Source organism: Bradyrhizobium sp. LeoB3 (genome assembly GCF_055456055.1).
On the sequence record NZ_JBVBEF010000008.1, the window covers coordinates 48,237 to 68,762 of the forward strand.

The 20,526-nt window shown below is 63.5% G+C and carries 18 protein-coding genes; 8 read left to right on the forward strand and 10 right to left on the reverse strand.

All coding sequences use genetic code 11. The annotated features are described in order from the left end of the window. Positions 1–735: 735 nt before the first annotated feature. Positions 736–1,650 (reverse strand): LysR family transcriptional regulator, encoded by a 915-nt coding sequence (locus ACZXDY_RS08960; protein ID WP_464345279.1) that lies wholly within the window; start codon positions 1,648–1,650, stop codon positions 736–738. Positions 1,651–1,744: 94 nt separating this feature from the next. Between ACZXDY_RS08960 and ACZXDY_RS08965 the strand changes: the two genes are divergently transcribed. Beyond that, positions 1,745–2,188, forward strand: a complete 444-nt coding sequence (locus ACZXDY_RS08965; RefSeq protein WP_464345228.1) for a nuclear transport factor 2 family protein — start codon at positions 1,745–1,747, stop codon at positions 2,186–2,188. Between the two features lie 129 nt (positions 2,189–2,317). Here the strand turns inward: ACZXDY_RS08965 and ACZXDY_RS08970 are convergent, their stop codons facing one another. Together ACZXDY_RS08970 and ACZXDY_RS08975 are read right to left on the reverse strand one after the other, a co-directional pair. Continuing rightward, entirely contained in the window at positions 2,318–3,181 is an 864-nt protein-coding gene (locus ACZXDY_RS08970) for a tetratricopeptide repeat protein (RefSeq protein ID WP_130225620.1), read from the reverse strand. Positions 3,182–3,293: 112 nt separating this feature from the next. Beyond that, positions 3,294–3,953, reverse strand: a complete 660-nt coding sequence (locus ACZXDY_RS08975) for a FecR family protein (protein ID WP_464345229.1) — start codon at positions 3,951–3,953, stop codon at positions 3,294–3,296. A gap of 444 nt (positions 3,954–4,397) precedes the next feature. On the opposite strand from ACZXDY_RS08975, the gene ACZXDY_RS08980 reads away from it, so the two are divergent. Then, positions 4,398–7,439, forward strand: a complete 3,042-nt coding sequence (locus ACZXDY_RS08980) for a VCBS domain-containing protein (protein ID WP_464345230.1) — start codon at positions 4,398–4,400, stop codon at positions 7,437–7,439. Between the two features lie 100 nt (positions 7,440–7,539). Here ACZXDY_RS08980 and ACZXDY_RS08985 read toward each other — a convergent pair whose 3' ends face one another. The 3 genes from ACZXDY_RS08985 to ACZXDY_RS08995 form a co-directional block, all read right to left on the reverse strand. Beyond that, a complete protein-coding gene (locus ACZXDY_RS08985) occupies positions 7,540–8,226 on the reverse strand; it encodes a glutathione S-transferase family protein (protein WP_464345231.1) in 687 nt (228 codons plus the stop codon). A 135-nt stretch (positions 8,227–8,361) separates the two neighbouring features. Further along, positions 8,362–8,688, reverse strand: coding sequence for a hypothetical protein (locus ACZXDY_RS08990; protein WP_130225611.1), 327 nt, complete (start codon positions 8,686–8,688; stop codon positions 8,362–8,364). 277 nt (positions 8,689–8,965) lie between these two features. Then, the gene (locus tag ACZXDY_RS08995; RefSeq protein ID WP_464345232.1) at positions 8,966–10,099 is read right to left on the reverse strand and encodes a DNA methyltransferase; all 1,134 of its coding nucleotides are present in this window, start codon (positions 10,097–10,099) and stop codon (positions 8,966–8,968) included. 391 nt (positions 10,100–10,490) lie between these two features. On the opposite strand from ACZXDY_RS08995, the gene ypfJ reads away from it, so the two are divergent. Together ypfJ and moaB are read left to right on the forward strand one after the other, a co-directional pair. After that, a complete protein-coding gene (ypfJ, locus tag ACZXDY_RS09000; protein WP_028166889.1) occupies positions 10,491–11,420 on the forward strand; it encodes a KPN_02809 family neutral zinc metallopeptidase in 930 nt (309 codons plus the stop codon). Between the two features lie 50 nt (positions 11,421–11,470). Beyond that, on the forward strand, positions 11,471–12,034 hold the full coding sequence (moaB, locus tag ACZXDY_RS09005; RefSeq protein WP_028166890.1) for a molybdenum cofactor biosynthesis protein B: 564 nt from the start codon (positions 11,471–11,473) through the stop codon (positions 12,032–12,034). Here the strand turns inward: moaB and ACZXDY_RS09010 are convergent. From ACZXDY_RS09010 to ACZXDY_RS09020, 3 genes are all read right to left on the reverse strand, one after another. Then, on the reverse strand, positions 12,031–12,192 hold the full coding sequence (locus ACZXDY_RS09010) for an RSP_7527 family protein (protein ID WP_464345233.1): 162 nt from the start codon (positions 12,190–12,192) through the stop codon (positions 12,031–12,033). The two genes, moaB and ACZXDY_RS09010, sit on opposite strands and share 4 nt — an antisense overlap. Beyond that, a complete protein-coding gene (locus tag ACZXDY_RS09015; RefSeq protein ID WP_464345234.1) occupies positions 12,189–13,112 on the reverse strand; it encodes a bifunctional helix-turn-helix transcriptional regulator/GNAT family N-acetyltransferase in 924 nt (307 codons plus the stop codon). The genes ACZXDY_RS09010 and ACZXDY_RS09015 overlap by 4 nt, the downstream gene beginning before the upstream one ends. Before the next feature lie 119 nt (positions 13,113–13,231). Continuing rightward, entirely contained in the window at positions 13,232–13,813 is a 582-nt protein-coding gene (locus tag ACZXDY_RS09020; RefSeq protein WP_464345235.1) for a glycosyltransferase, read from the reverse strand. Between the two features lie 163 nt (positions 13,814–13,976). Here ACZXDY_RS09020 and ACZXDY_RS09025 point away from each other — a divergent pair, with 163 nt between their 5' ends. From ACZXDY_RS09025 to ACZXDY_RS09035, 3 genes are all read left to right on the forward strand, one after another. Then, on the forward strand, positions 13,977–15,140 hold the full coding sequence (locus ACZXDY_RS09025) for a PA0069 family radical SAM protein (protein ID WP_130225605.1): 1,164 nt from the start codon (positions 13,977–13,979) through the stop codon (positions 15,138–15,140). Positions 15,141–15,217: 77 nt separating this feature from the next. Then, positions 15,218–15,961: a ribonuclease HII gene (locus ACZXDY_RS09030; RefSeq protein ID WP_035691520.1), complete on the forward strand. Its 744-nt coding sequence runs from the start codon at positions 15,218–15,220 to the stop codon at positions 15,959–15,961. 87 nt (positions 15,962–16,048) lie between these two features. Further along, positions 16,049–17,554 (forward strand): glycosyltransferase family 39 protein, encoded by a 1,506-nt coding sequence (locus ACZXDY_RS09035; protein WP_456646645.1) that lies wholly within the window; start codon positions 16,049–16,051, stop codon positions 17,552–17,554. Positions 17,555–17,729: 175 nt separating this feature from the next. Here ACZXDY_RS09035 and ACZXDY_RS09040 read toward each other — a convergent pair whose 3' ends face one another. Further along, positions 17,730–18,563 carry a uracil-DNA glycosylase gene (locus ACZXDY_RS09040; RefSeq protein WP_028166895.1) on the reverse strand — a complete coding sequence of 278 codons (834 nt, stop codon included), beginning with the start codon at positions 18,561–18,563 and terminating at the stop codon, positions 17,730–17,732. A 143-nt stretch (positions 18,564–18,706) separates the two neighbouring features. Here ACZXDY_RS09040 and ACZXDY_RS09045 point away from each other — a divergent pair, with 143 nt between their 5' ends. Further along, positions 18,707–20,365, forward strand: a complete 1,659-nt coding sequence (locus ACZXDY_RS09045; protein WP_464345236.1) for an electron transfer flavoprotein-ubiquinone oxidoreductase — start codon at positions 18,707–18,709, stop codon at positions 20,363–20,365. Positions 20,366–20,526: the final 161 nt, after the last annotated feature.

Below are 20,526 nucleotides of genomic sequence, written 5' to 3' on the forward strand. Positions count from 1 at the left end.
TGTGGTGCTTTCGCAATGACGCGGTGGCTTTCTGATTCAAATGTCAAACAGCTTTCCGCTGTCATCGTCCGGCTTGACCGGACGATCCAGTATTCCAGAGACGGCGGTGCTTGAGCCGAGAGGCTGCCGGATACTGGATGCCCGCCTTCGCGGGCATGACGGTGGAGTGTGAGGAGACGATGTGAGTTCGCGTTCTCGCGGCGCTTTACGCCCGAGCTTTGCATCTCGTTTCACCCTCCTCGATAGCAGAGGGCGCAGGGAAAGCCGGGTGCTGGTTGCACCCGTGGGTCCCGTGCAACAAAAAGCACGGGGGTAGGACCACAGGTTCAACCGAAGCATTCCGGCTTTCCCTGCGCGATGGTTTACGGCTTACTTCGTGCTCTCCCCGGTGACCGGGCTCTTTTGCCACCGTCACCCTCAGGGATGTTTCCATCCCCCAGGACTTAGCGCCAGCGTCGGGGCGCCAGGACCACACGACTTCGCCGTCCGTGATGTGTGCGCTCGTCAGTCGCACGCATCGCGTCCACCGCATCTCATCGCAACGTTCGTGACGATCGCGAGCCGCCCCTCATTCGGATGAGACGCGCGGAGTTAAATCATTGATTTGCCCGACGGCGGAAGCGGAATGTTTTTCGCGGCTGGGCTGGACGAGGCAAATCACGTTGATTGGATTAAGGAAAATCGCGCGCGCGATATGACGGAGCAAGTGCTGAACTTCACCGTGCTCTACCCATCCTACATTTTTCGCCTGTCCAACTCCCGTCCCGTCTCCAGCATCAATTGGCGGAGCCAGATCGAGCCGGGGTCCATCTGGGCGCGGGTGGGATAGAACATGTATTGTTCGTCGATGCCGGGATCGAGCGGCGGCGTCACGGTCAGCAATGACAATTGCCTGGCGAGCGCTGCGATCAGGCGGCGCGGCACGAAGGCGACGAGGTCGGTGCGGGCTGTGACATGCAGCGCCTCGATATAGCCAGGCACGACAAGAGCGATGCGCCGCTCGATGCCCTTGGAGCGCAGCCAGCCATCGATCAGGTCCTCGTTCTGGCCGCGGATCACGACGGCGACATGCCTCGCCGCCAGGAACGCTTCGCGCTTCTTCAACCTCGCGCCCACGGGATGGCCGCAGCGCACCGCGAGCGCGTCGCTGTCGACATAGAGGCGCTGGCGGTGGAAGCCCTTGAAGGCGTCGCCGATCGAGATCACGAGATCGATGGTGCGAGCGAACTCGGCGGTGAAGATCGCGGGCCCCCGCCACGGCACCACGTCGATCGTCACATGCGGCGCGATCCGTGTGATCTTCTCCATCAATGGCGGCATCAGGAGTTCGACCGCGAGGTCCGGCATCATCAGCCGGAAGTGCCGGTCGCTGCTGATGGCATCGAACGCGTCGGGAACGAACAGCGCGCGCACCTGGTCCAGCGCCTGCGCCAGGGGCGCGCGCAACGCCTGCGCCCGCGGCGTCAGCTCCATGCGCGCGCCGCTCCGCACCAGGAGTGGATCGCCGATCAGGTCGCGCAGGCGCTGCAGCGCGTGGCTTGTGGCCGGCTGTGACAGACGAAGCCGCATCGCGGCGCGGCTGACACTGGCTTCTCGCAGCAGCGCGTCGAGCGCGATCAGGAGATTGAGGTCGAGCGAATTGAAATTCATCTGACGAATAGATATCATATCGGCTATCGATTTGAAGAATGATCTCTGTCGCGGCACAAGGAGGTGTATTCAGTCAGCCACCGGAGCAGCCGCCATGAGCGCAGCCGACAACAAGAAATTGATGCAGCAGATCTTTGCCGCCGCCGGAAATCCCGATCCCGCGGCGCGCGACCGCGCGCTGTTCACCGCGAGCCTTGCCGAGGATGCGACATGGACGGTGACCGGACAGTATTCCTGGTCGCGCACCTTCAGCGGCAAGCAGTCGATTCTCAACGACCTGCACGGCCACGTCCGTTCGCTATTGGCGGAACGGGCGCGCACCGTCGCCCACCGCTTCATCGCCGACGGCGACCATGTCGTGGTCGAAGGCAAGGGCGACAACGTCACCAAGGAAGGCGTTCGCTACGACAATGACTATTGCCTGGTGTTCCGGCTCGAGGACGGCAAGATCAAGGAGATCAGGGAATATTGCGATTCGGTGTTGACCGAGAAGGCGTTGGGGCAGTTTCCGGCGCCGCAGGTTCGTGCGGTGCGTTGAGGCTTCCTCCGCCGTCATTCGCGGGTTCTCGCTTCGCGAGCCCCGGAATGACAGAAGCAATTGGTTGGGGTGGCAGGGCACGGCGCGGTCCGCCTTTGCCCACTCTACGATGCTAACCGTCGCTGGTGCCTACCGCACACCATAGCGCGTGAAGTCGCTGCCGATCTTGACCTGGATCGTCTTTGCCGATGCGATATCGGCGTTGCTGCCCGCTTTGTCGCCCGTCTTCAGCCTGGCAAGCCCGCGCCCATAGAGTGCGCTCGCCAGCTTCGGATCGAGTTGCAGCGCAGAGCTGTAATCATCGATAGCCGCGTCGAATTTGCCCATTTTGAGATAGATCAGCCCGCGTGAGTCATATGTCGCGGCGTTGTTCGACGCTAGTTGAAGCGCCTTGTTGCAGTCCTCCAGTGCCGCCTCCAGTGCGCCGAGGATGGCCTGCGTCCAACAGCGTCCGCTCCACACGGCTTCCAAATCGGGTTCGAGACGAATTGCCTCGTCATAGTCCCGCGCCGCGCGATCGTATTCGTGCTTTTTCAGGTAGGCTCTGGCACGGTTGGCGAAAGCGCTGCCGTAGCTGGGATTGAGCTGGATCGCGCCATCGAGAGCTTTGATGGCGAGATCGTATTCGCCTTTCTTCAAATAAGCCGCGCCGCGATTGTTGAAGGCCTTGACGTAGGTTGGATTGAGCTGGATCGATTGATCGAAATCCTGGATGGCGCGGTCGTAGTCTCCCTTTGCCGCATAGGCGTTGCCACGATTGTTGTAGGCGATTGCCAAGGCAGCTGTCTTGCCGTGACCGGAAGCGATGAGCGCCGTACAGCCATTGACACGGGCTTCAAGCGAGGCGTGATCCGTGCCGTTGCACAACGCAATGTCGGTCAGATAGTTGCTCTTCTTCGCATCCTCCTGCGCCGCCGCGGGTGAGCCGAGCAGCAGCAGGATGAGCATGCATGCGACGCCGTCAACGATGCCTCCCCTCGTACTGGCGTCCATATCAGGCTTCCTGATTGTGGAAATGGAGGAATCCGCGGTCATCAGCTTTCCGCGGAAAGGCGTCACGTCCTGCTGGGGCCCTGCGCCGAGACTGACTTCGGAATAAATCGGTCTAGCACCCTCGGCAGATATTCAGATTGGACTTGCGATTGGCTTTCTGTTCGGACTGCTGCGCTGCAGATGGGCCGGACTTTTTCGTAAGCTTGTTCTTGCCCTCTTCGATAAGGGTTGAAAACTTGACTGTCCCGTCATCCGAAATTTCGACATGTGGAGTCGTGCCCCGAATACCCATCGTTGCGACGGGGGTATCGACCTTCATGTCGCCGGACTTCGCGATATTGCCGGCGACAAACGTAAGTGTTCCGTTGGTCAGATTGAACAAGGTCGAGTTGGATTTCCCATTCGGGTCGTACACGAATTCGTCCAACGCCATGCGGGCGTTGCTCGATAGTTTGAACGAACTGCCGTCGGCAAAGTTGATCCCGACCCGGCCATCGGCTCCGGTCCGCACCACATCGCCGAGGTAAACGATATCACCCACCTTCGTCTGGACGATCTGGCCGGCGACATTTGCCTGAATGACCATCGCACCCGCGTGTTCGATCGTCACCGAGCCGGTCGTGGTTACAACTGTTCCGATGGGTTTCGCTGATGCGAGATCCTGAACGGCGGGCCCGGGAGGATTGGTCTGCGCATCGGCTGCATCAACCAAAAGGCTGGCCAACGCCAGAGTCAAACTCGCCACCAACGCGATAATCGTATGCGTGCGCATGATCCCCTTCCTGAGAAGATCCCTTTTGCCGCGTGACAGTCCGCTGACTTCAATGGTCAGCCAGGTCGCTATAATCCATGCAGTACGTACGGTGTCAGGGCGGCCATGGCTGGCCACCTCATTTAAATTTTCGTCATATTAGGCCCCGAGCCGGTTCAATGCTACCAAAAGGTTTCATCTTGAGGGGCAGGCCGCCAGAGCAGGAAAACGACGCGCTCCCGGGAAAAGTGATTTAATTCCTGCACCGGAAGATTTAATTCATGCATTGAATGCATCGGATGTTACGGATAGGTTTGATTAAATTTGGATCAGGATGTTGCGGCGGGCTAGCCTAGGGTTGCCGACGCCAGGATTGTTTTGACTTGATGGCGTAGGCAAAGCCAGAGCAAGAAAAGTGCGGCACCACGCTGGGCCTGAAAGTACTCAGCAGGCGAGGTCGAAGCCATGTTCGTTGCGTCTTGCGTCGAGTCCGGGGGCGACCGCAACGCCATTGTCGCCCAGCTTCGCCAGATCATAGGCCATGTTCAGATCGCGATCGGTTGCTGCACCCTCAGCCGTGCGACCGGCATCGCCGTTCAACTCACGGCTGGCGATCCCGTTTATCAGGGAGACGTGATCGAGACGGCGGACGACGCGCAGGTCGGACTTCGCTTTATCGACGGCACTGTGTTCAACCTCTCTTCCGGCACCCGTCTGGTGTTGAACGAATTGATCTGTGACGCCGACGGCACCTCGCGCTCGGCCCTGTTTGGCGTGACCAGAGGCACCTTCGCTTTCGTTGCCGGACGGGTGGCAACGACCGGTTGCCTCACGGTTGATACGCCTGTTGGAAGCATTCGGGGCCGCGCTCATGGCGGCGGGATCGGCACCTTGACGCTCGCGGCGCTGGCCTTCGCCGTCATGAACGAAGTCCATGCCGCAGAGCCGGACGTCACATATCTCGATGACGACAGCATCGCATACAAGGATCTCGAGCATGGCGTATTCGAGCTCGTGACCAAAGAGCCGATCCCGCGACACATCATTGTCGAGGATCCCGGAGAGACGACCACCCTGAGCAGGAGAGGGTCCTCGGTCAGCGTCAACCAGACCGCGAATAGTGCGACTCGCATGGAGGAGTTGCATGCCGCCCAGCAGGACGTGCTTGCCAATTTCGCGAAGGAACAGGTGGCGCCCGGGTCGAGCACGCCTCCCTCGACGATCAATGTGCTGCCGGTGCAGCCGATCAATTTTATTCAGACCGACATTCTCCAGATCCATAATTCGCTCCCGCCGCTGCCATCGTCGACGGTAGTTCCTGATCTGTTTGTCCTGCGTTCGCCGCCGGTGTTCACCCTCGCGGCGGGACCGACGGAAATCGATACATCGGTGTTTGACCACTTCTCCGCAACGAGCGGCGCTTTCGTTGCCAGCAGCTCCAACGGTGCTGCCCTGACCTTCGGCATCAGTGGCGGAATCGCCGGCAGCACGGTGCTGGGAGGGGTGACATACGATGTATCGAGCGCCGGTCCCTATGGCAGGCTCTACCTCAACAGCGCGACGGGCGCCTACACTTTCGTTCCGGACAGCGGCGCGATCAATGCGCTGACCGCGCCGACGACCGCGAGCTTCATTATCACGGTGTCAGACGGCACACTCTCGTCCAATCAGGTCTTCACGATCGCCATCGATGGCGTCAACGACGCGGCCATCATTTCGGGCTCCACGACCGGCGCGGTGATCGAGGCGGGCGGCGCTGGGTCCGGTATGCCTGCCGCAACCGGCACGCTTACGGACGTTGACGTCGACAATCCGCCGAATACCTTCACGGTGGTCAGCTCGAAGGCGAGCGCCGGCGGCTACGGCACCTTCACGGTGACGGCGGCCGGCGTGTGGACCTACACGGTCAACGAGGCCAACCACGCGGTGCAGGCGCTCAATGTTGGCGACCATCTGACCGACACCTTCATCGTGACCACCGTGGATGGCACCCCTCAGGTGGTGACGATCACCATCAACGGCACCAATGACGCCGCCATCATTTCCGGCGCGACGACCGGCTCGGTGATCGAGGCGCCGGGCAAGCTGACCACGACCGGCACGCTCACCGATAGCGATGTCGACAATGCGCCCAACACCTTCACGGCGGTCACTTCGCCGACGGCAAGTCATGGCGGCTATGGCACTTTCACGATGACCGCGGCCGGTGTCTGGACCTATACGCTCAACGACGCCAACCACGCGGTGCAGGCGCTCAATGTCGGCGACCACCTGACCGACACCTTCACGGTGACCACCGCGGACGGCACCGCGCAAGTGGTGACGATCACCATCAACGGCACCAACGACGCGGCCGTCATTTCCGGCGCCACCACCGGCTGCGTGATCGAGGCCGGGGGCGTCGCCAATGCCAAGCCGGGCGTGCCGACCGCGACCGGCGCGCTCGCCGCCACCGACGTCGACAATCCGCCCGATCTTTTCACGGCGGTCAGTTCGCCGACGGCAAGTCATGGCGGCTACGGCACCTTCACGATGACGGCGGCCGGCGTGTGGACCTACACGCTCGACAACGCCAACGGCGCGGTGCAGGCGCTCAACGTGTGCGACCACCTGACCGACACCTTCACGGTGACCAGCATCGACGGCACCGCGCAGGTGGTGACGATCACCATCCACGGCACCAACGACGCGGCCGTGGTTTCGGGCACGACGACCGGCACGGTGATCGAAGCTGGCTGCGATACGCCCGGCACGCCAACCGCGACCGGTACGCTTACCGATACCGACGTTGACAATCCAGCGAATACCTTCACCGCGGTCTGCTCGCCGATGAAGAGCGATGGCGGCTATGGCACTTTCACGATGACGGCGGCCGGCGTGTGGACCTACACGCTCGACAATAGCAACTGCACGGTGCGGGCGCTCGACGCCTGCGACCGCCTGACCGACACCTTCACGGTGAAGACCATAGATGGCACCACGCAGGTGGTGACGATCACCATCAAGGGCGCCAGTGATGCAGACCCCAGGGATTTCGACCATTTGGCCACGGGGAAGATCGAAGGGGCACTGAGTTCCACCGTTGCATTGAATGACAAAACCGACAAGGAGCTACCGACGAACGGCGGCTCTTCTGATGCCGCCGGGACTCATGGCAATGCAATCGATGGCGGCTCAACCGGCGGGTCCTCGGGTTTGGCGCCATCCTCTGTTGCCGAGGGGGTGTTTGGCTCAGGGCCGGCCGGTGCGCGGCTCGGAGACTCATTCCACTTCAAGGAGACGAGCTACGATCCTGGAGCTTCGAAGGGCTTCGACCTCGGAAATGTGGGCCACGGCCCGGCATCGAGCAGTCATCCCGAAGACGCTGCAGCAATCCACGGACCGGAGGCGGCACAAGCAATCGAGGCGTTGCTGCATGGACAACACACGGCCGATCATTATGGCCCGGCTTCCGAGCTTGTCGGGAGCGCCGCGGTCACCCACGGGATGCACGATCTGATGATCTGACGGAATTAGGTGGGCACGGCGCGCGGTTTCCTTGCTCCCGCACGCCTGTCCACCTGGCCGACCTCGCGCGCCGGCATACGCCGGCGCGCCGGAAGGGCGGTTAAGCCACCTTGGTTTTGAGGTGGCCGAACATGAAGTTCTTCGCTTCCTCGTCCAGTTCGGCCTTGAAGGTGAACTTGTCCTTCAATGCGATCGCGCGTGCGGCGGCCGGCCGGGCTGAAATCTCGTCGACCAGGCGCTTGACGTTCGGGTACTTGGCGTAAGCTTCCTCGCCGAGCACGAACGACCCCAGCCGTGCCCAGCCCCAGAGCGCCATGTCGACGATCGTGTAGGTGTCGCCGACCATGTAGCGGCTCTTGGCGAGGTGGTCGTCGAGAATCTTGTAGTGGCGGTTCGCCTCGTACTGGTAGCGGTTATGCGCGTATTCCAGTTCCTTTGGCGCCACCGTCTTGAAATGCACTGCCTGACCCGAATAGGGGCCGAGGCCGGTGGCGATGAACATCAGCCAGGACAGCATCTGCGCGCGGCTCGCCGGCGTATTGGCGGGCAGGAATTTTCCGGTCTTCTCGGCAAGGTAGAGCAGGATCGCGTTGGAATCGAACACGAACACGCCGTCATCGTCGATCGCCGGCACCTTGGCGTTCGGATTGACCTTCAAAAATTCCGGCTTGAACTGCTCGCCCTTGCGGGTGTCGACCGGTATTGCCTCGAAAGCGAGGCCGGACTCTTCCAGGAACAGTGCGACCTTGTTCGGGTTCGGTGCTCCGTTGAAGTAGAATTTGAGCATCTCAAAGGCTCCGTTTGTTTTGTTGCCGACCAAATCGGGACGCGAGCCGCATGGGCCGCGGGCCGCACTCATGCGCCACATCGGGCGGAGCGCGCAAGCGATGAATTTGTGAAAGCGCCTCGGGCGGCTTGGCGATCAGCCGAAGTACATAAAGCCAACCGCGCTGGCGACGATCAGCGCAATCCCTGCTGCGTCCAGCAGCGCGGCGAAGCGCGTCGCGGTTTGCAGATCGGTGGCGTGAGCGGCACGCTCGGCGCTGCGCCCATAGCCGTGCGTAATGATGTCCTCGGTGAACTGGCCATGCGCCTCCAATGCGCTCGTCAGTCCGACGGAGACCAAGAGGACGCCGAAGATGCCGAGGCCGAAAAAGCCGAGCAGGCCAAAAAGCAATATCGGGAACATGCCGACGAAGAATATCGGCAACAGCGGCACAAGCAGCAACGTCTCGGATTGTCTGCGCATCGGGCAATCCAATCGAAACAGCGACCGATAGCCGGACTCTAGGCGCTTTGTTCGCGCCGAATCAAGGCAAGAGCGTTCAACACGGCGTCATCGTGGCTTGCTGTGCAGCTTAGCTTGTTGGCCCGGAAGCACAGAAGTGAACAGGACTTCTTTCGTCATTCCGGGATGCGCCGTCAGGTGCAGGCCCGGAATCCATTGTGCCTCAGGCGCAGGTGGTGAAATGGATTCCGGGTTCTCGCTTCGCGAGCCCCGGAATGACGGAGGATATTGAGGAGGCTCAGCCCGCGGCCATCCCGGAGCGGATTTCGGCGCGCAGTTCGTCGATCAGCCTGAGGCCGTTCTTGGTCTCGACGTGCCAGAAGGTCCAGCCGTTGCAGGCACCCGAGCCTTGGGCGACCGCGCCGATGCGGTGGATCGAGCCAACCTTGTCCCCGAGCATGATGGCGCCGTCGGCGCGCACGAGGGCACCGACCCGCTTCTTGGCGTCGACGAGTTTCGCGCCCGGCATGATCATGCCGCGCTCGATCAGTTCGGAGAAGGCGACGCGCGGCGCCTCGCGCGCAGTCATGAACGGGGCGAGCGTTTCCTGCGGCAGCGGCTCGATGGCGGCGATGCGCGCTTCGGCGGCGGCGGCATAGGCGGCGTCGCGCTCGATGCCGAGATAGCGGCGGCCGAGACGTTTTGCCACGGCGCCGGTGGTGCCGGTGCCGTTGAAGGGATCGAGCACGAGGTCGCCGGGCTTCGAGGAGGAGAGCAGCACGCGCGCGAGAAGCTGTTCGGGCTTCTGGGTCGGATGCACCTTCTTGCCGTCCTTGCCCTTGAGGCGCTCTTCGCCGGTGCAGAGCGGGATCAGCCAGTCGGAGCGCGCTTGCACGTCCTCGTTCGCTGCCTTCAGCACTTCGTAATTGAAGGTATAGCCCTTGGCCTTCTCATCACGCGCGGCCCAGATCATGGTCTCGTGCGCATTGGTGAAGCGGCGGCCGCGGAAATTCGGCATCGGGTTCGACTTGCGCCAGACGATATCGTTCAGGAGCCAGAAGCCGAGGTCCTGCATGATGGCGCCGACGCGGAAGATATTGTGATAGGAGCCGATCACCCAGATCGTGGCCGACGGCTTCATGACGCGGCGCGCGGCGAGCAGCCAGGCGCGCGTGAAGTCGTCATAGGCGGCAAAGGAGGAGAACTTGTCCCAGTCGTCATTGACGGCATCGACATGGGATTCGTCGGGGCGTTTGAGGTCGCCCTTGAGCTGCAGATTGTAGGGTGGGTCTGCGAACACGACGTCGACAGAACCGGCTGCAAGCTTCGACATCTCGGCGACGCAATCGCCTATGACGATTCGACTCGGAGACGTGGATTCAAATTTAGTGCGGGGCGCCCTTGCAGACGCCCCGCGACGCGACTCAACCATGACTCATAACTCTGACTCAGGCGACGCTGTCGGCGACGCGGGACTAAACAACCGACTGGCGCCACCATGACCCGCCAAAGTAAAAAACGACTTAATCGAAAATGGCACGCGACAAGTTCTGCGCATTTCGATCGTGCAGCGTTTTCGGATTTGAAATCGAGTGCTGCCTCGCAGCATGCGTTATGCGAATTGCGCCAGCGACAGCGGAATCGGACATCGAGTTCGTTGCAGGCAAGCTGATGCGATTCGTGAAGACGTTGGCCGCATCAGCCATGCGCGGATGGTGCGCGTCGCACTAGGCAATAATTGCCGGGCAGGCTATTGATTAACGGAACGGAAATTTTACGTCTGTTCCGCGTTTACACAGGTTAGGACTTAAGGGAAAACCGCCATGCGTTACGATGATTTCCGTCGCAGCGACGACATCGAGGATCGTCGCGACCAGGGTGGCGGCGGAGGCGGCGGCGGCTTCGGCATCCCCATGGGCGGCGGCGGGCTCGGCATCGGCACCATCATCGTGCTCGGCCTGCTCGGCTACGCCTTCGGCATCGACCCGCGCATCCTGATCGGCGGCGCCGAAATCCTGACCGGCGGCGGACAGGCGCCGACCTACCAGACCGATCGCCGGACGGCCTCCGGCAAGACCGGCGCGCCGACCGACGAAATGGGCAGCATGATCTCCGGCATCCTGGGCGAGATCGACGATCGCTGGACCGAGATCTTCCAGGCCAATGGCCAGACCTTCACCGGTCCGAAGATCGTCTTGTTCCGCAACGCCACCAATGGCGGCCGCTGCGGCATGGCGCAGTCGGCGATGGGGCCGTTCTACTGCCCGCCGGATAAGACCATCTATCTCGACACCGCCTTCTTCCGCGAGGTCGAGACGCGGTTCCGTGGCTGCTCGGGCAGCGCCTGCCAGTTCACCGCGGCCTATATCATCGCCCATGAGGCGGGCCATCACGTGCAGAACCTGCTCGGCATCATCCCACGCGTGACGCGGCTGCAACAGGCGGCCGACAGCAAGGCCGAGGCCAATGCGCTGCAGGTGAAGGTCGAGCTGCAGGCCGACTGCCTCTCCGGCGTCTGGGTCAACCGCGAGGAGAAGAAGCGGCCGGGCTTCCTCGAGGCCGGCGACATCGACGCGGCACTCAAGACGGCAACCGCAATCGGCGACGATACGCTGCAGCGGCAGGCGACGGGCAGGGTGGTGCCGGACTCCTTCACCCACGGCTCGGCGCAGCAGCGGCGGCAATGGTTCATGACCGGCTACCAGCAAGGCACGGTGTCGGCCTGCAACACCTTTGGCGCCGGGGCGCTGTGAGAATTGGATGGTGATCGTCAAGCCCGGGCATGACGGGGAGAATAAGTGTTATGGCCTCGATCGATGAAACGAAACCGTTCATTCCACTTAATATCGCGGTGCTGACGGTTTCCGACACCCGCGCGCTCGCCGACGACAAGTCCGGAACGACTCTGGCGGATCGCATCACGGCCGCCGGCCACAAGCTCGCGGCGCGCGAGATCGTCACCGACGACGTCGAGGCGATCCGCACGGTCGTGGCGCGCTGGATCGCTGACGCCGGCGTCGATGCGATCATCACCACTGGCGGCACCGGCTTCACCGGCCGCGACGTGACGCCGGAAGCGATCGAGCCGCTGTTCGAAAAGCGGATGGACGGTTTCTCGATCGCCTTCCACATGCTGAGCCACGCCAAGATCGGCGTCTCGACGATCCAGAGCCGCGCCACCGCAGGCGTTGCGGGGGCGACCTACATCTTTTGCCTGCCGGGCTCGCCCGGCGCCTGCCGCGACGGCTGGGACGGCATTCTGGCGGCGCAGCTCGACTACCGCACGCGCCCCTGCAATTTCGTCGAGATCATGCCGCGGCTGGACGAGCACCTGCGCCGGCCGAAGGCGCAAGGCGCGACGGTTTAGGTTGAGCACCGCTTGTGGGTGATCCTTAGCAGCCGCGCCCACAACGCGCGCATCATATCTCGATAAGCCTCGGCCCTGAGCGCGTGCGCTTGCTTGATATGGAAGGCAAGCAGCTCCGGCGTGACGCGCCGCGGTGGATCGCGACGCGTCAACTTCACAGCGTCCGCTCCCAGGTCTCGCCGACGAGGTCCTGCCCAAAGCTGCGATGCGGCTCGCTTTTCACCAGCACGAAGCCTGCGTCCTCATAGATTTTTCGCGCGGCGATCAGGATGCTCTGGGTCCAGAGCGTGATCTTGCGGTAGCCGCAGGCCCTGGCGAAGCTGATGCATTCGCCAACCAGCCGCCTGCCGAGTCCCTGGCCGCGCCCGGCCGGGTCGATCAAGAGCAGCCTGAGCTTGGCGATGTCGTCGGAATGCCTGACCAGGAACACCGAGCCGACCGGCGCACCTTCGAGATCGGCGATCCAGCAGCGTTCGCGCGAGGCGTCGAACGAGGTCAGGAATTTTGCGACGATCTCGGCGACCAGCGCCTCGAAGGATGAATCGAAGCCGTATTCGCTGGCGTAGAGCGCGCCATGGCTCTGCGCCACCCAGCCCATATCGCCCGGCCGCGGATCGCGCAGCACCGCGCGCGACGGCTGGGTCTCGCCGAGCAGCCGCTCGATCGTGCCCATTGCTCCGGTCAGGCGGACGCGATCGTCCGGCTGAAGCCGTGCCAGCATCGCCGCCACCTCGTCATGCGAGGTGCGGTTGATCCTGGTAAAGGTCTGCCGCCCCTTTGCGGTGAGGCCGAGCTGGTATTGCCGGCGGTCGGAGGCGAGCGGGCGTCGGGTCAAAAGCCCGTCCTCGTCGAATTTCTGCAGGATGCGGCTGAGATAGCCGGGATCGAGCCCGAGCTCGGTCCCGATCTCCTTTGCCGATATCTCCTCGCGATGGGCCAGCTCATAAAGCACCCGCGCCTCGCTGAGCGAGAACGGGCTTTTCAATAAATGCTGGTCGAGGACGCCGAGCTTGCGGGTGTAGAAGCGATTGAACGCCCGCACCGCGGCGATTTGGATTTCGGAATCCGGCTCTGACATAGGGGCACCTCAATAATTGCCATTGTCAAATAATTATTTGACTTTGGCAAGTATCAGGCGCTGTCATTCCGGGCCTGCGCCTTTGGCGCATCCCGGAATGACGAGGGAAGCGGAAGGAACTACGCCACGATGATCCGGCTGCGCAGCATGGTGCGGGAGGAGCGGCCGAGCTGCCGCAATAGCCGCGCCTCGGAGCGGGGGGCATCCGGGCGGTAGCCGCCGAGCTGCTCATAGTGATCGCGCGCGATCAGGAGGCCTTGTTCGGCAGTCGGGCCGGTCAGCATGCGGGCGACGAACTTGAAGCTGTCGCGCAGGCGTGCGTCGGTGTAGGGCGAGCGGGCGTAGCGGAAGATGCCGGCGCGCGGCCGGCCGCTCATCGCGACGCCCTGGATGAACTGGGCGGTCTCCTCGATCCAGCCGCTGTCGAGTACGGCGCCGGCATGCAGGAACATCAGCCAGGGCGAGCGCGCTTGACGGGCGCCGGCCGCCAGCGCTGCGGCGCGACTGCCGTCGAAGGCCATGAAGCGGCAGCCGGCGACATCGGCGACGCGCTCGATCACGTCGGTCTTGGCGCCGTCCTTGGCGCGATCCACCAGCAGCACCTCTTTCACGACTCCGGCCGCGGCGCCCGGCACCAGCGCCGCAAGGGTGGCGACTGCGGTCCGCTCGTCGCCCTCGGTCGGAATAATCACGCTCAACATCGACAGAGGCTTCGTTGGCTCAAAATGGGTGGAAAGCTCGAAAATTGTTATCACCTTGTCACAATCAAAACAGCCGTAAGGGTGCAGTTTTTTGCGGCAGCGCCGCTGTGGAATTTCGCGAATGTGTTCTTGATTTGTTCTCAAGGCGTGCTAGCTTCGGAGCATGAGCCGAGCATCCTCTCATGCCCTCAAGCACCCGCCGGTGACGGCGCCCTCCACACCGGCGGGTGCGCCCTCCGCGTTTCCCGAACTCGCGGTCGCGATCGAGCGCGAACGGCGGCGCGGCCGCGGCGCGCAATCCAATGCCAGCGGCCGTTACGAGGCCGAGGCGCGCGTTACGTTCGACGACGGCTGGCAGAGCCTGGAAGACCTGCCGCCGTTCAAGACCACTGTCTCGCTCGACACCTCGCGCAAGGTGATCGCGCGCAACGACTCGCCCGATATCGGCTTCGACCGGTCGATCAATCCGTACCGAGGTTGCGAGCATGGCTGCGTCTACTGCTTCGCGCGGCCGACCCATGCCTATCTCGGCCTGTCGCCAGGACTGGATTTCGAATCGAAGCTTTTGGCAAAACCTGATGCGCCGGCGCTGCTCGAGAAGGAGCTCGCCGCGCCGGGCTATGAGCCGCGCATGATCGCGATCGGTACCAACACCGATCCGTACCAGCCGATCGAGCGCGAACACAAGATCATGCGCGGCATCCTCGAAACCCTGGAGCGCGCCGGTCATCCGGTCGGCATCGTCACCAAGTCGGCGCTGGTCGTGCGCGACATCGACATCCTGCAGCGGATGGCGAAGCGCAATCTGGTCAAGGTCGCGCTGTCGGTGACGACGCTCGATGCCAAATTGGCGCGCACCATGGAGCCGCGCGCCTCGACGCCGCCGAAGCGGCTGGAGGCGATCAAGCGACTTTCGGATGCCGGCATCCCCACCACCGTAATGGTGGCGCCCGTGATCCCCGCGCTGAACGATTCGGAGATCGAGCGCATCCTCGATGCGGCGGCGCATGCCGGCGCCAAGGAAGCAAGTTACGTGCTGCTGCGGCTGCCGCTGGAAGTGCGCGACCTGTTCCGGGAATGGCTGCTCGCGAACTACCCGGACCGCTACCGTCACGTCTTCACCCTGATCCGCGATATGCGCGGCGGGCGCGACTACGACTCGCAGTGGGGGACGCGGATGAAGGGCACCGGGCCGATGGCCTGGATGATCGGCCGCAGGTTCGAGATCGCCTGCGAGAAGCTCGGCCTGAACAAGCGCCGCTCGAAGCTGACGACCGACCATTTCGTCAAGCCCAAGCAGAGCGGCGAGCAATTGAGCCTATTCTGAACACCTCCATTGAATAATGGGGACGAGCGCCGGGTTCCCGGTTGCGCGGCGGCGGCTGCTTCAGCACAGTCGCGCCCATGAGTCGGGACAAGTCTGAGAAGAAAAAGCCGGTCAAACCGGCAAAGGGCGTGATCGCGGTGACGCCGCCGAGCTTTCGGCGCGAGCGCGCGCTGATCAAGCGCGGGGTGTGGCCGATTGCCGGCTGCGACGAGGCCGGACGCGGTCCCTTGGCAGGTCCCGTGGTCGCCGCGGCCGTGGTGCTCGACCCGAAGCGGATTCCGAAAGGCATCGACGATTCGAAGCGGTTGACCGCGGAACGGCGCGAAGAGCTGTTTGAGCAGATCTGCGCGACGTCGGCGTTTGCGGTGGCTTTCGCTTCGCCGGCGCGAATCGATCGCGACAATATCCTCCGCGCCTCGCTCTGGGCGTTGGCGCGCGCCGTGCAGGCGCTGCCGGAGGCCCCCAAGCATGTCTTCGTCGACGGCCGCGACAAGGTCGCCGTGACTTGCGACTGTGAGGCCGTGATCGGCGGTGACGGCATCGTGATGTCGATCGCAGCCGCTTCCATCATCGCCAAGGTGACGCGGGATCGGCTGATGTGCGCGCTGGCGCTGGATTGTCCCGGCTATGGCTTCGAACAGCACAAGGGCTATGCGGTGCCGGAACATCTGGAGGCGCTGGATCGCCTCGGCCCGAGCGCGCATCACCGCAGCTTCTTCGCGCCCGTGATCGCCGCGCGGCAGAAGCATTTTCCGGAAACGATCGAGCCCGATCTCTTCACGGTGGACCCGACCATCGAGGCCGAGGCGACGGCTGCCTAGCCCCGTTGCCTCCATCGCGTCGGCCCTTTATCAATCTCGGGATCGATTGAGGCCGCACACAGGGCTGGTTCCGGGCATTTTGGGCGCATGCGTTTCACCTCCCTGGTCGTCGAACTGATCCGCGCCCGGCCGCGGCTCGTGGTCTGGATCGTGGTGCTGGCGCAGGCCGCGCTGTGGCTGCTGGTGCCGCTGTTGATCTATCGCAGCCCGCCCGGCGATGTCGCGACCGTGCTCGCCTTCGGCCGCGAATACCAGGTCGGCACCGATCTCGGCCCGCCGCTCGCGTTCTGGCTCGCCGACATCGCATTCCGCGCCGCCGGCAATCACGTCTTCGGCATCTATCTGTTGGCACAGATTTGCGCGATCGCGACCTTCGTGAGCCTCTATCACCTCGGCCGCGCCATCATCGGCGGACAGCAGGCGGTCCTCGCCGTGCTGCTGACGATGACGGTCACTGCGTTCTCTTCGCCCGGCCTCGAGTTCGGGCCGCTGGTGCTGGCGCGACCGCTCTGGGCGCTGTTGCTGCTGCATTCCTGGCAATTGTTCGGCCAGAACCGGCGCAGCGCCTGGTTTGCGTGGTCGATCGATTGCGGCCTGTTGCTGCTGACGACACCGGTGGCGATCGGGATGATCCTGCTGGTCCTGGCCTTTGCGCTGGCGACCGCGCGCGGACGCCGCACGCTGGCCTCGCTTGATCCGCTGTTTGCGCTGCTCGTGGTGATCGTGCTGGCGCTGCCTTACTTGATCTGGCTGATGCGCTCGGATGTTGTGACGCTGCCGCCGCTGCCTGATGTCGCGGATTTGCGTGCGCGGGTGACGCGCTCCGGCGTGCTGCTCGGCGGCCTGGTGGTGTCGATGGCCGGCATCGCGCTGCTCCTTGTCGTCAATTCTCCCTGGTTCGCCCGCAAGCCGGAGGAGGCGCCGATCATCGGCCGGCCGCCGCTCGATCCCCTGGGACGGCAGTTCGTCTATTTCTTCGCCTTCGCGCCGGCGCTGATTGGCAGCCTGCTCGCCGGCCTGTTCCATCTCGACCACGTGGTCGGCGGCGCCGGCGTTGCGCTGCTGCTGTCGGGATTGGCCGTGATCGTCAATGCCGGCGATCTCATCCATCTCTACCGCCAGCGGTTGTTGCGCTCGGCCTGGGCGGCGGCGATTGCCGCGCCGGCCTTGGCCGTCGTCGCGGCGACGCTGTTCGTGCCCTGGACCGGCACAGCCGAAGTACGGACCTCGATGCCGGCGGCCTCGATCGGGCATTTCTTCGCCGACAGTTTTGAGCGGCGCACCAACCAGCGGTTGCGCGCGGTGGCCGGCGATCCCGAGTTGGCGCGTCTGATCGCGATGGACCCGCGGCGCCCGCATCTGTTGCTCGACGGAAGGCCGCGGACGCCCTGGCTCTCGCCGGCGAAGCTTAATGAGACCGGCGGACTGATCGTCTGGCGCGCGTCCGATACGTCGGGCGCGCCGCCGCCCGAGATCGCGCAACGCTTCCCGGACCTGGTGCCGGAAGTGCCGCGATCGTTCGAATGGCTGGTCAACGGCCGGCAGCCGCTGCTCAGGATCGGCTGGGCCATCGTGCGGCCGAAGGGGCCGTAGGCCTGTTTCTCGCCGTCAGCCCCTCATGGTGAGGAGCGCGTCTTCGCGCGTCTCGAACCATGAGGCCCCAGTCTCGCCCGTGGCCCCATCCTTCGAGACGCCTGCTGCGCAGGCTCCTCGGGATGAGGGGAAAGCGTGGGGTGGGCAAAGCGCAGCGTGCCTATCCTACGGTCTCTCAGGATGAGGACGAACTCTGCTGCCCCAGCGCCTTCGCGATGGCGCGGAGGTCTTGCCATGACATCCGCTTGTAGGAGGGCGAGCGCAACAGATAGGCGGGGTGGAAGGTAGCGATGGCGCGGATTGTCCGGGTGCCGGTGTCGTAGTCGAACCATTTGCCGCGGGTGCGCATGATGCCCTCGCGCGTGCCGATCAGCGCCTGTGTCGAGGGATTGCCGAGCGTGACCAGCACGTCGGGATTCACCAATTCGATCTGGCGCTGGATGAAGGGCAGGCACACCTGCGTCTCCTGCGGCGTCGGCGTGCGGTTGCCGGGCGGCCGCCACGGAATCACGTTGGCGATATAGGCCTTGCTGCGGTCGAGCCCGATCGCCGCGATCATCCGGTCCAGGAGCTTGCCGGAGCGGCCGACAAAGGGCAGGCCCTCGATGTCCTCGTCACGCCCGGGCGCTTCGCCCACGAACATCACCCGCGCCGCCGGATTGCCGTCGGCGAACACAAGCTTGGTCGCGGTATGCTTCAGCGCGCAGCCGTCGAAATTCGCCAGCAGCGTCCGCAGCGCGTCCAGCGTCGGCGCGGTCCGTGCCGCCTCGCGTGCAGACGCAACCGCCGCATCCGGCGCGATGGTGATTTCGCTGCGCGGAACTGCCGGCGCCGCAGGCGGCATCTCGCGCTGAGGACGCGGCGACGCCCCCTCGCGCGGCGGTGCGGCGGGAACAGGCTCGGCCTCCGCAAGCCGGTTGATCGGCTCGTCAACAAGCGCGCAATCGACCCCGGCCTCCAGGTAAAAGGCCAGCAATTGCTTTAAGGTAGGGGCGGGCTCGGGCGTCATGGTGGGATACAAGTCCTCCGCCCGCAATTTAGGATGCATCGCGCCGTCGCGAAATGCATTTCAATGGTTGTCCTCGCGACAAAAATCGGAAACAACGCAGCCTAACGAATTAGAAGCGTTCTCAACCGGGCTGAGAAGAGACCATGAGCACCGAAGAATTACCGCCCCGCGAATCCATGGAATTCGACGTCGTGATCGTCGGCGCCGGACCGTCGGGCCTCTCGGCTGCGATCCGGCTGAAACAGCTCAATCCCGATCTCAGCATCGTCGTGGTGGAGAAGGGTTCCGAGGTCGGCGCGCATATCCTCTCCGGCGCGGTGATCGATCCGGCGGCGCTCGACAAATTGATTCCGGACTGGCGCGAGGATGCCGACTGTCCGCTGAAGACCCAGGTGAAGGACGACCGCTTCTACTGGATGACGGCCGCGGGCGCGATCCGGCTGCCGAACTTCATGATGCCGCCGCTGATGAACAATCATCACTGCTATATCGGCTCGCTCGGCAATGTCTGCCGCTGGCTGGCGCCCAAGGCGGAAGCGCTGGGCGTCGAAATCTATCCGGGCTTTGCTGCCGCCGAAGTGCTCTATGACGACAATGGCAATGTGCGCGGCATCGCCACCGGCGACATGGGCATCGCCAAGGACGGCTCGCACAAGGACTCCTACACTCGCGGCATGGAGCTCGTCGGCAAATACACGCTGTTCGCCGAAGGCGCGCGCGGCAGCCTGTCGAAGCAGCTCATCGCGAAGTACCAGCTCGATGCCAAGAGCGAGCCGCCGAAATTCGGCATCGGCTTGAAAGAGGTGTGGCAGATCGATCCCGCCAAGCACCAGAAGGGCCTGATTCAGCATTCCTTCGGCTGGCCGCTCAACAATTCCACCGGCGGCGGCTCGTTCCTCTATCACTACGACGACAACCGCGTTGCGGTCGGCTTCGTCGTGCATCTCAACTACGACGATCCGTATCTGTCGCCGTTCGACGAATTCCAGCGCTTCAAAACGCATCCCTCGATCCGCGCCGTGCTCGAAGGCGGCAAGCGGCTCGGTTATGGCGCGCGAGCCATCACCGAAGGCGGCTACCAGTCGGTGCCGCGGCTGACCTTCCCGGGCGGCGCGCTGATCGGCTGCGCGGCCGGCTTCGTCAACGTGCCGCGCATCAAGGGCGTCCACAACGCGATGGGCAGCGGCATGCTCGCTGCGGAGCATGTGGCGGCGGCGATCGGCGCCGGCCGCGCCAATGACGAGCTCGTGGAGTATGAAAACGCCTGGCGCGAGTCCGCCATCGGCAAGGACCTCCATCGTGTCAGGAACGTCAAGCCGCTGTGGTCGAAATTCGGCACGGTGCTCGGCGTGGCACTCGGCGGCTTCGACATGTGGTGCAACACGCTGGGCTTCTCGCTGTTCGGAACCCAGTCGCACGCCAAGCCCGATCGCAAGACGCTGGACCCGGCGAAACAGCACACGCCGATCGCCTATCCGAAGCCGGACGGCAAGATCTCGTTCGACAAATTGTCCTCGGTGTTCCTCTCCAACACCAACCATGAGGAGGACCAGCCGGTCCATCTAAAGGTCGCCGACATGAACCTGCAGAAGACGTCGGAGCACGACGTCTATGCCGGCCCGTCCAACCGCTATTGCCCGGCCGGTGTCTATGAATGGGTCGAGGAAGCCTCAGGCCCGCGTTTCCAGATCAACGCGCAGAACTGTGTCCACTGCAAAACCTGCGACGTGAAGGACCCGAACGGTAACATCACCTGGGTTCCTCCCGAGGGCGGTGGCGGGCCCAACTACGAGGCGATGTGACCGTGGTGGTGCAAGCAGCGATATAAAGCCGGGGGTGACCACAATTGCGTGAGTGGATGCTCCGATAATCGGGCCGCACCGGCCACGATACCGCCACACTGGAAGCGTTTTCCGGTATTGTTGGCTAAATCGGCGGCTTCGAAGGCCAATCTGCCAATCGA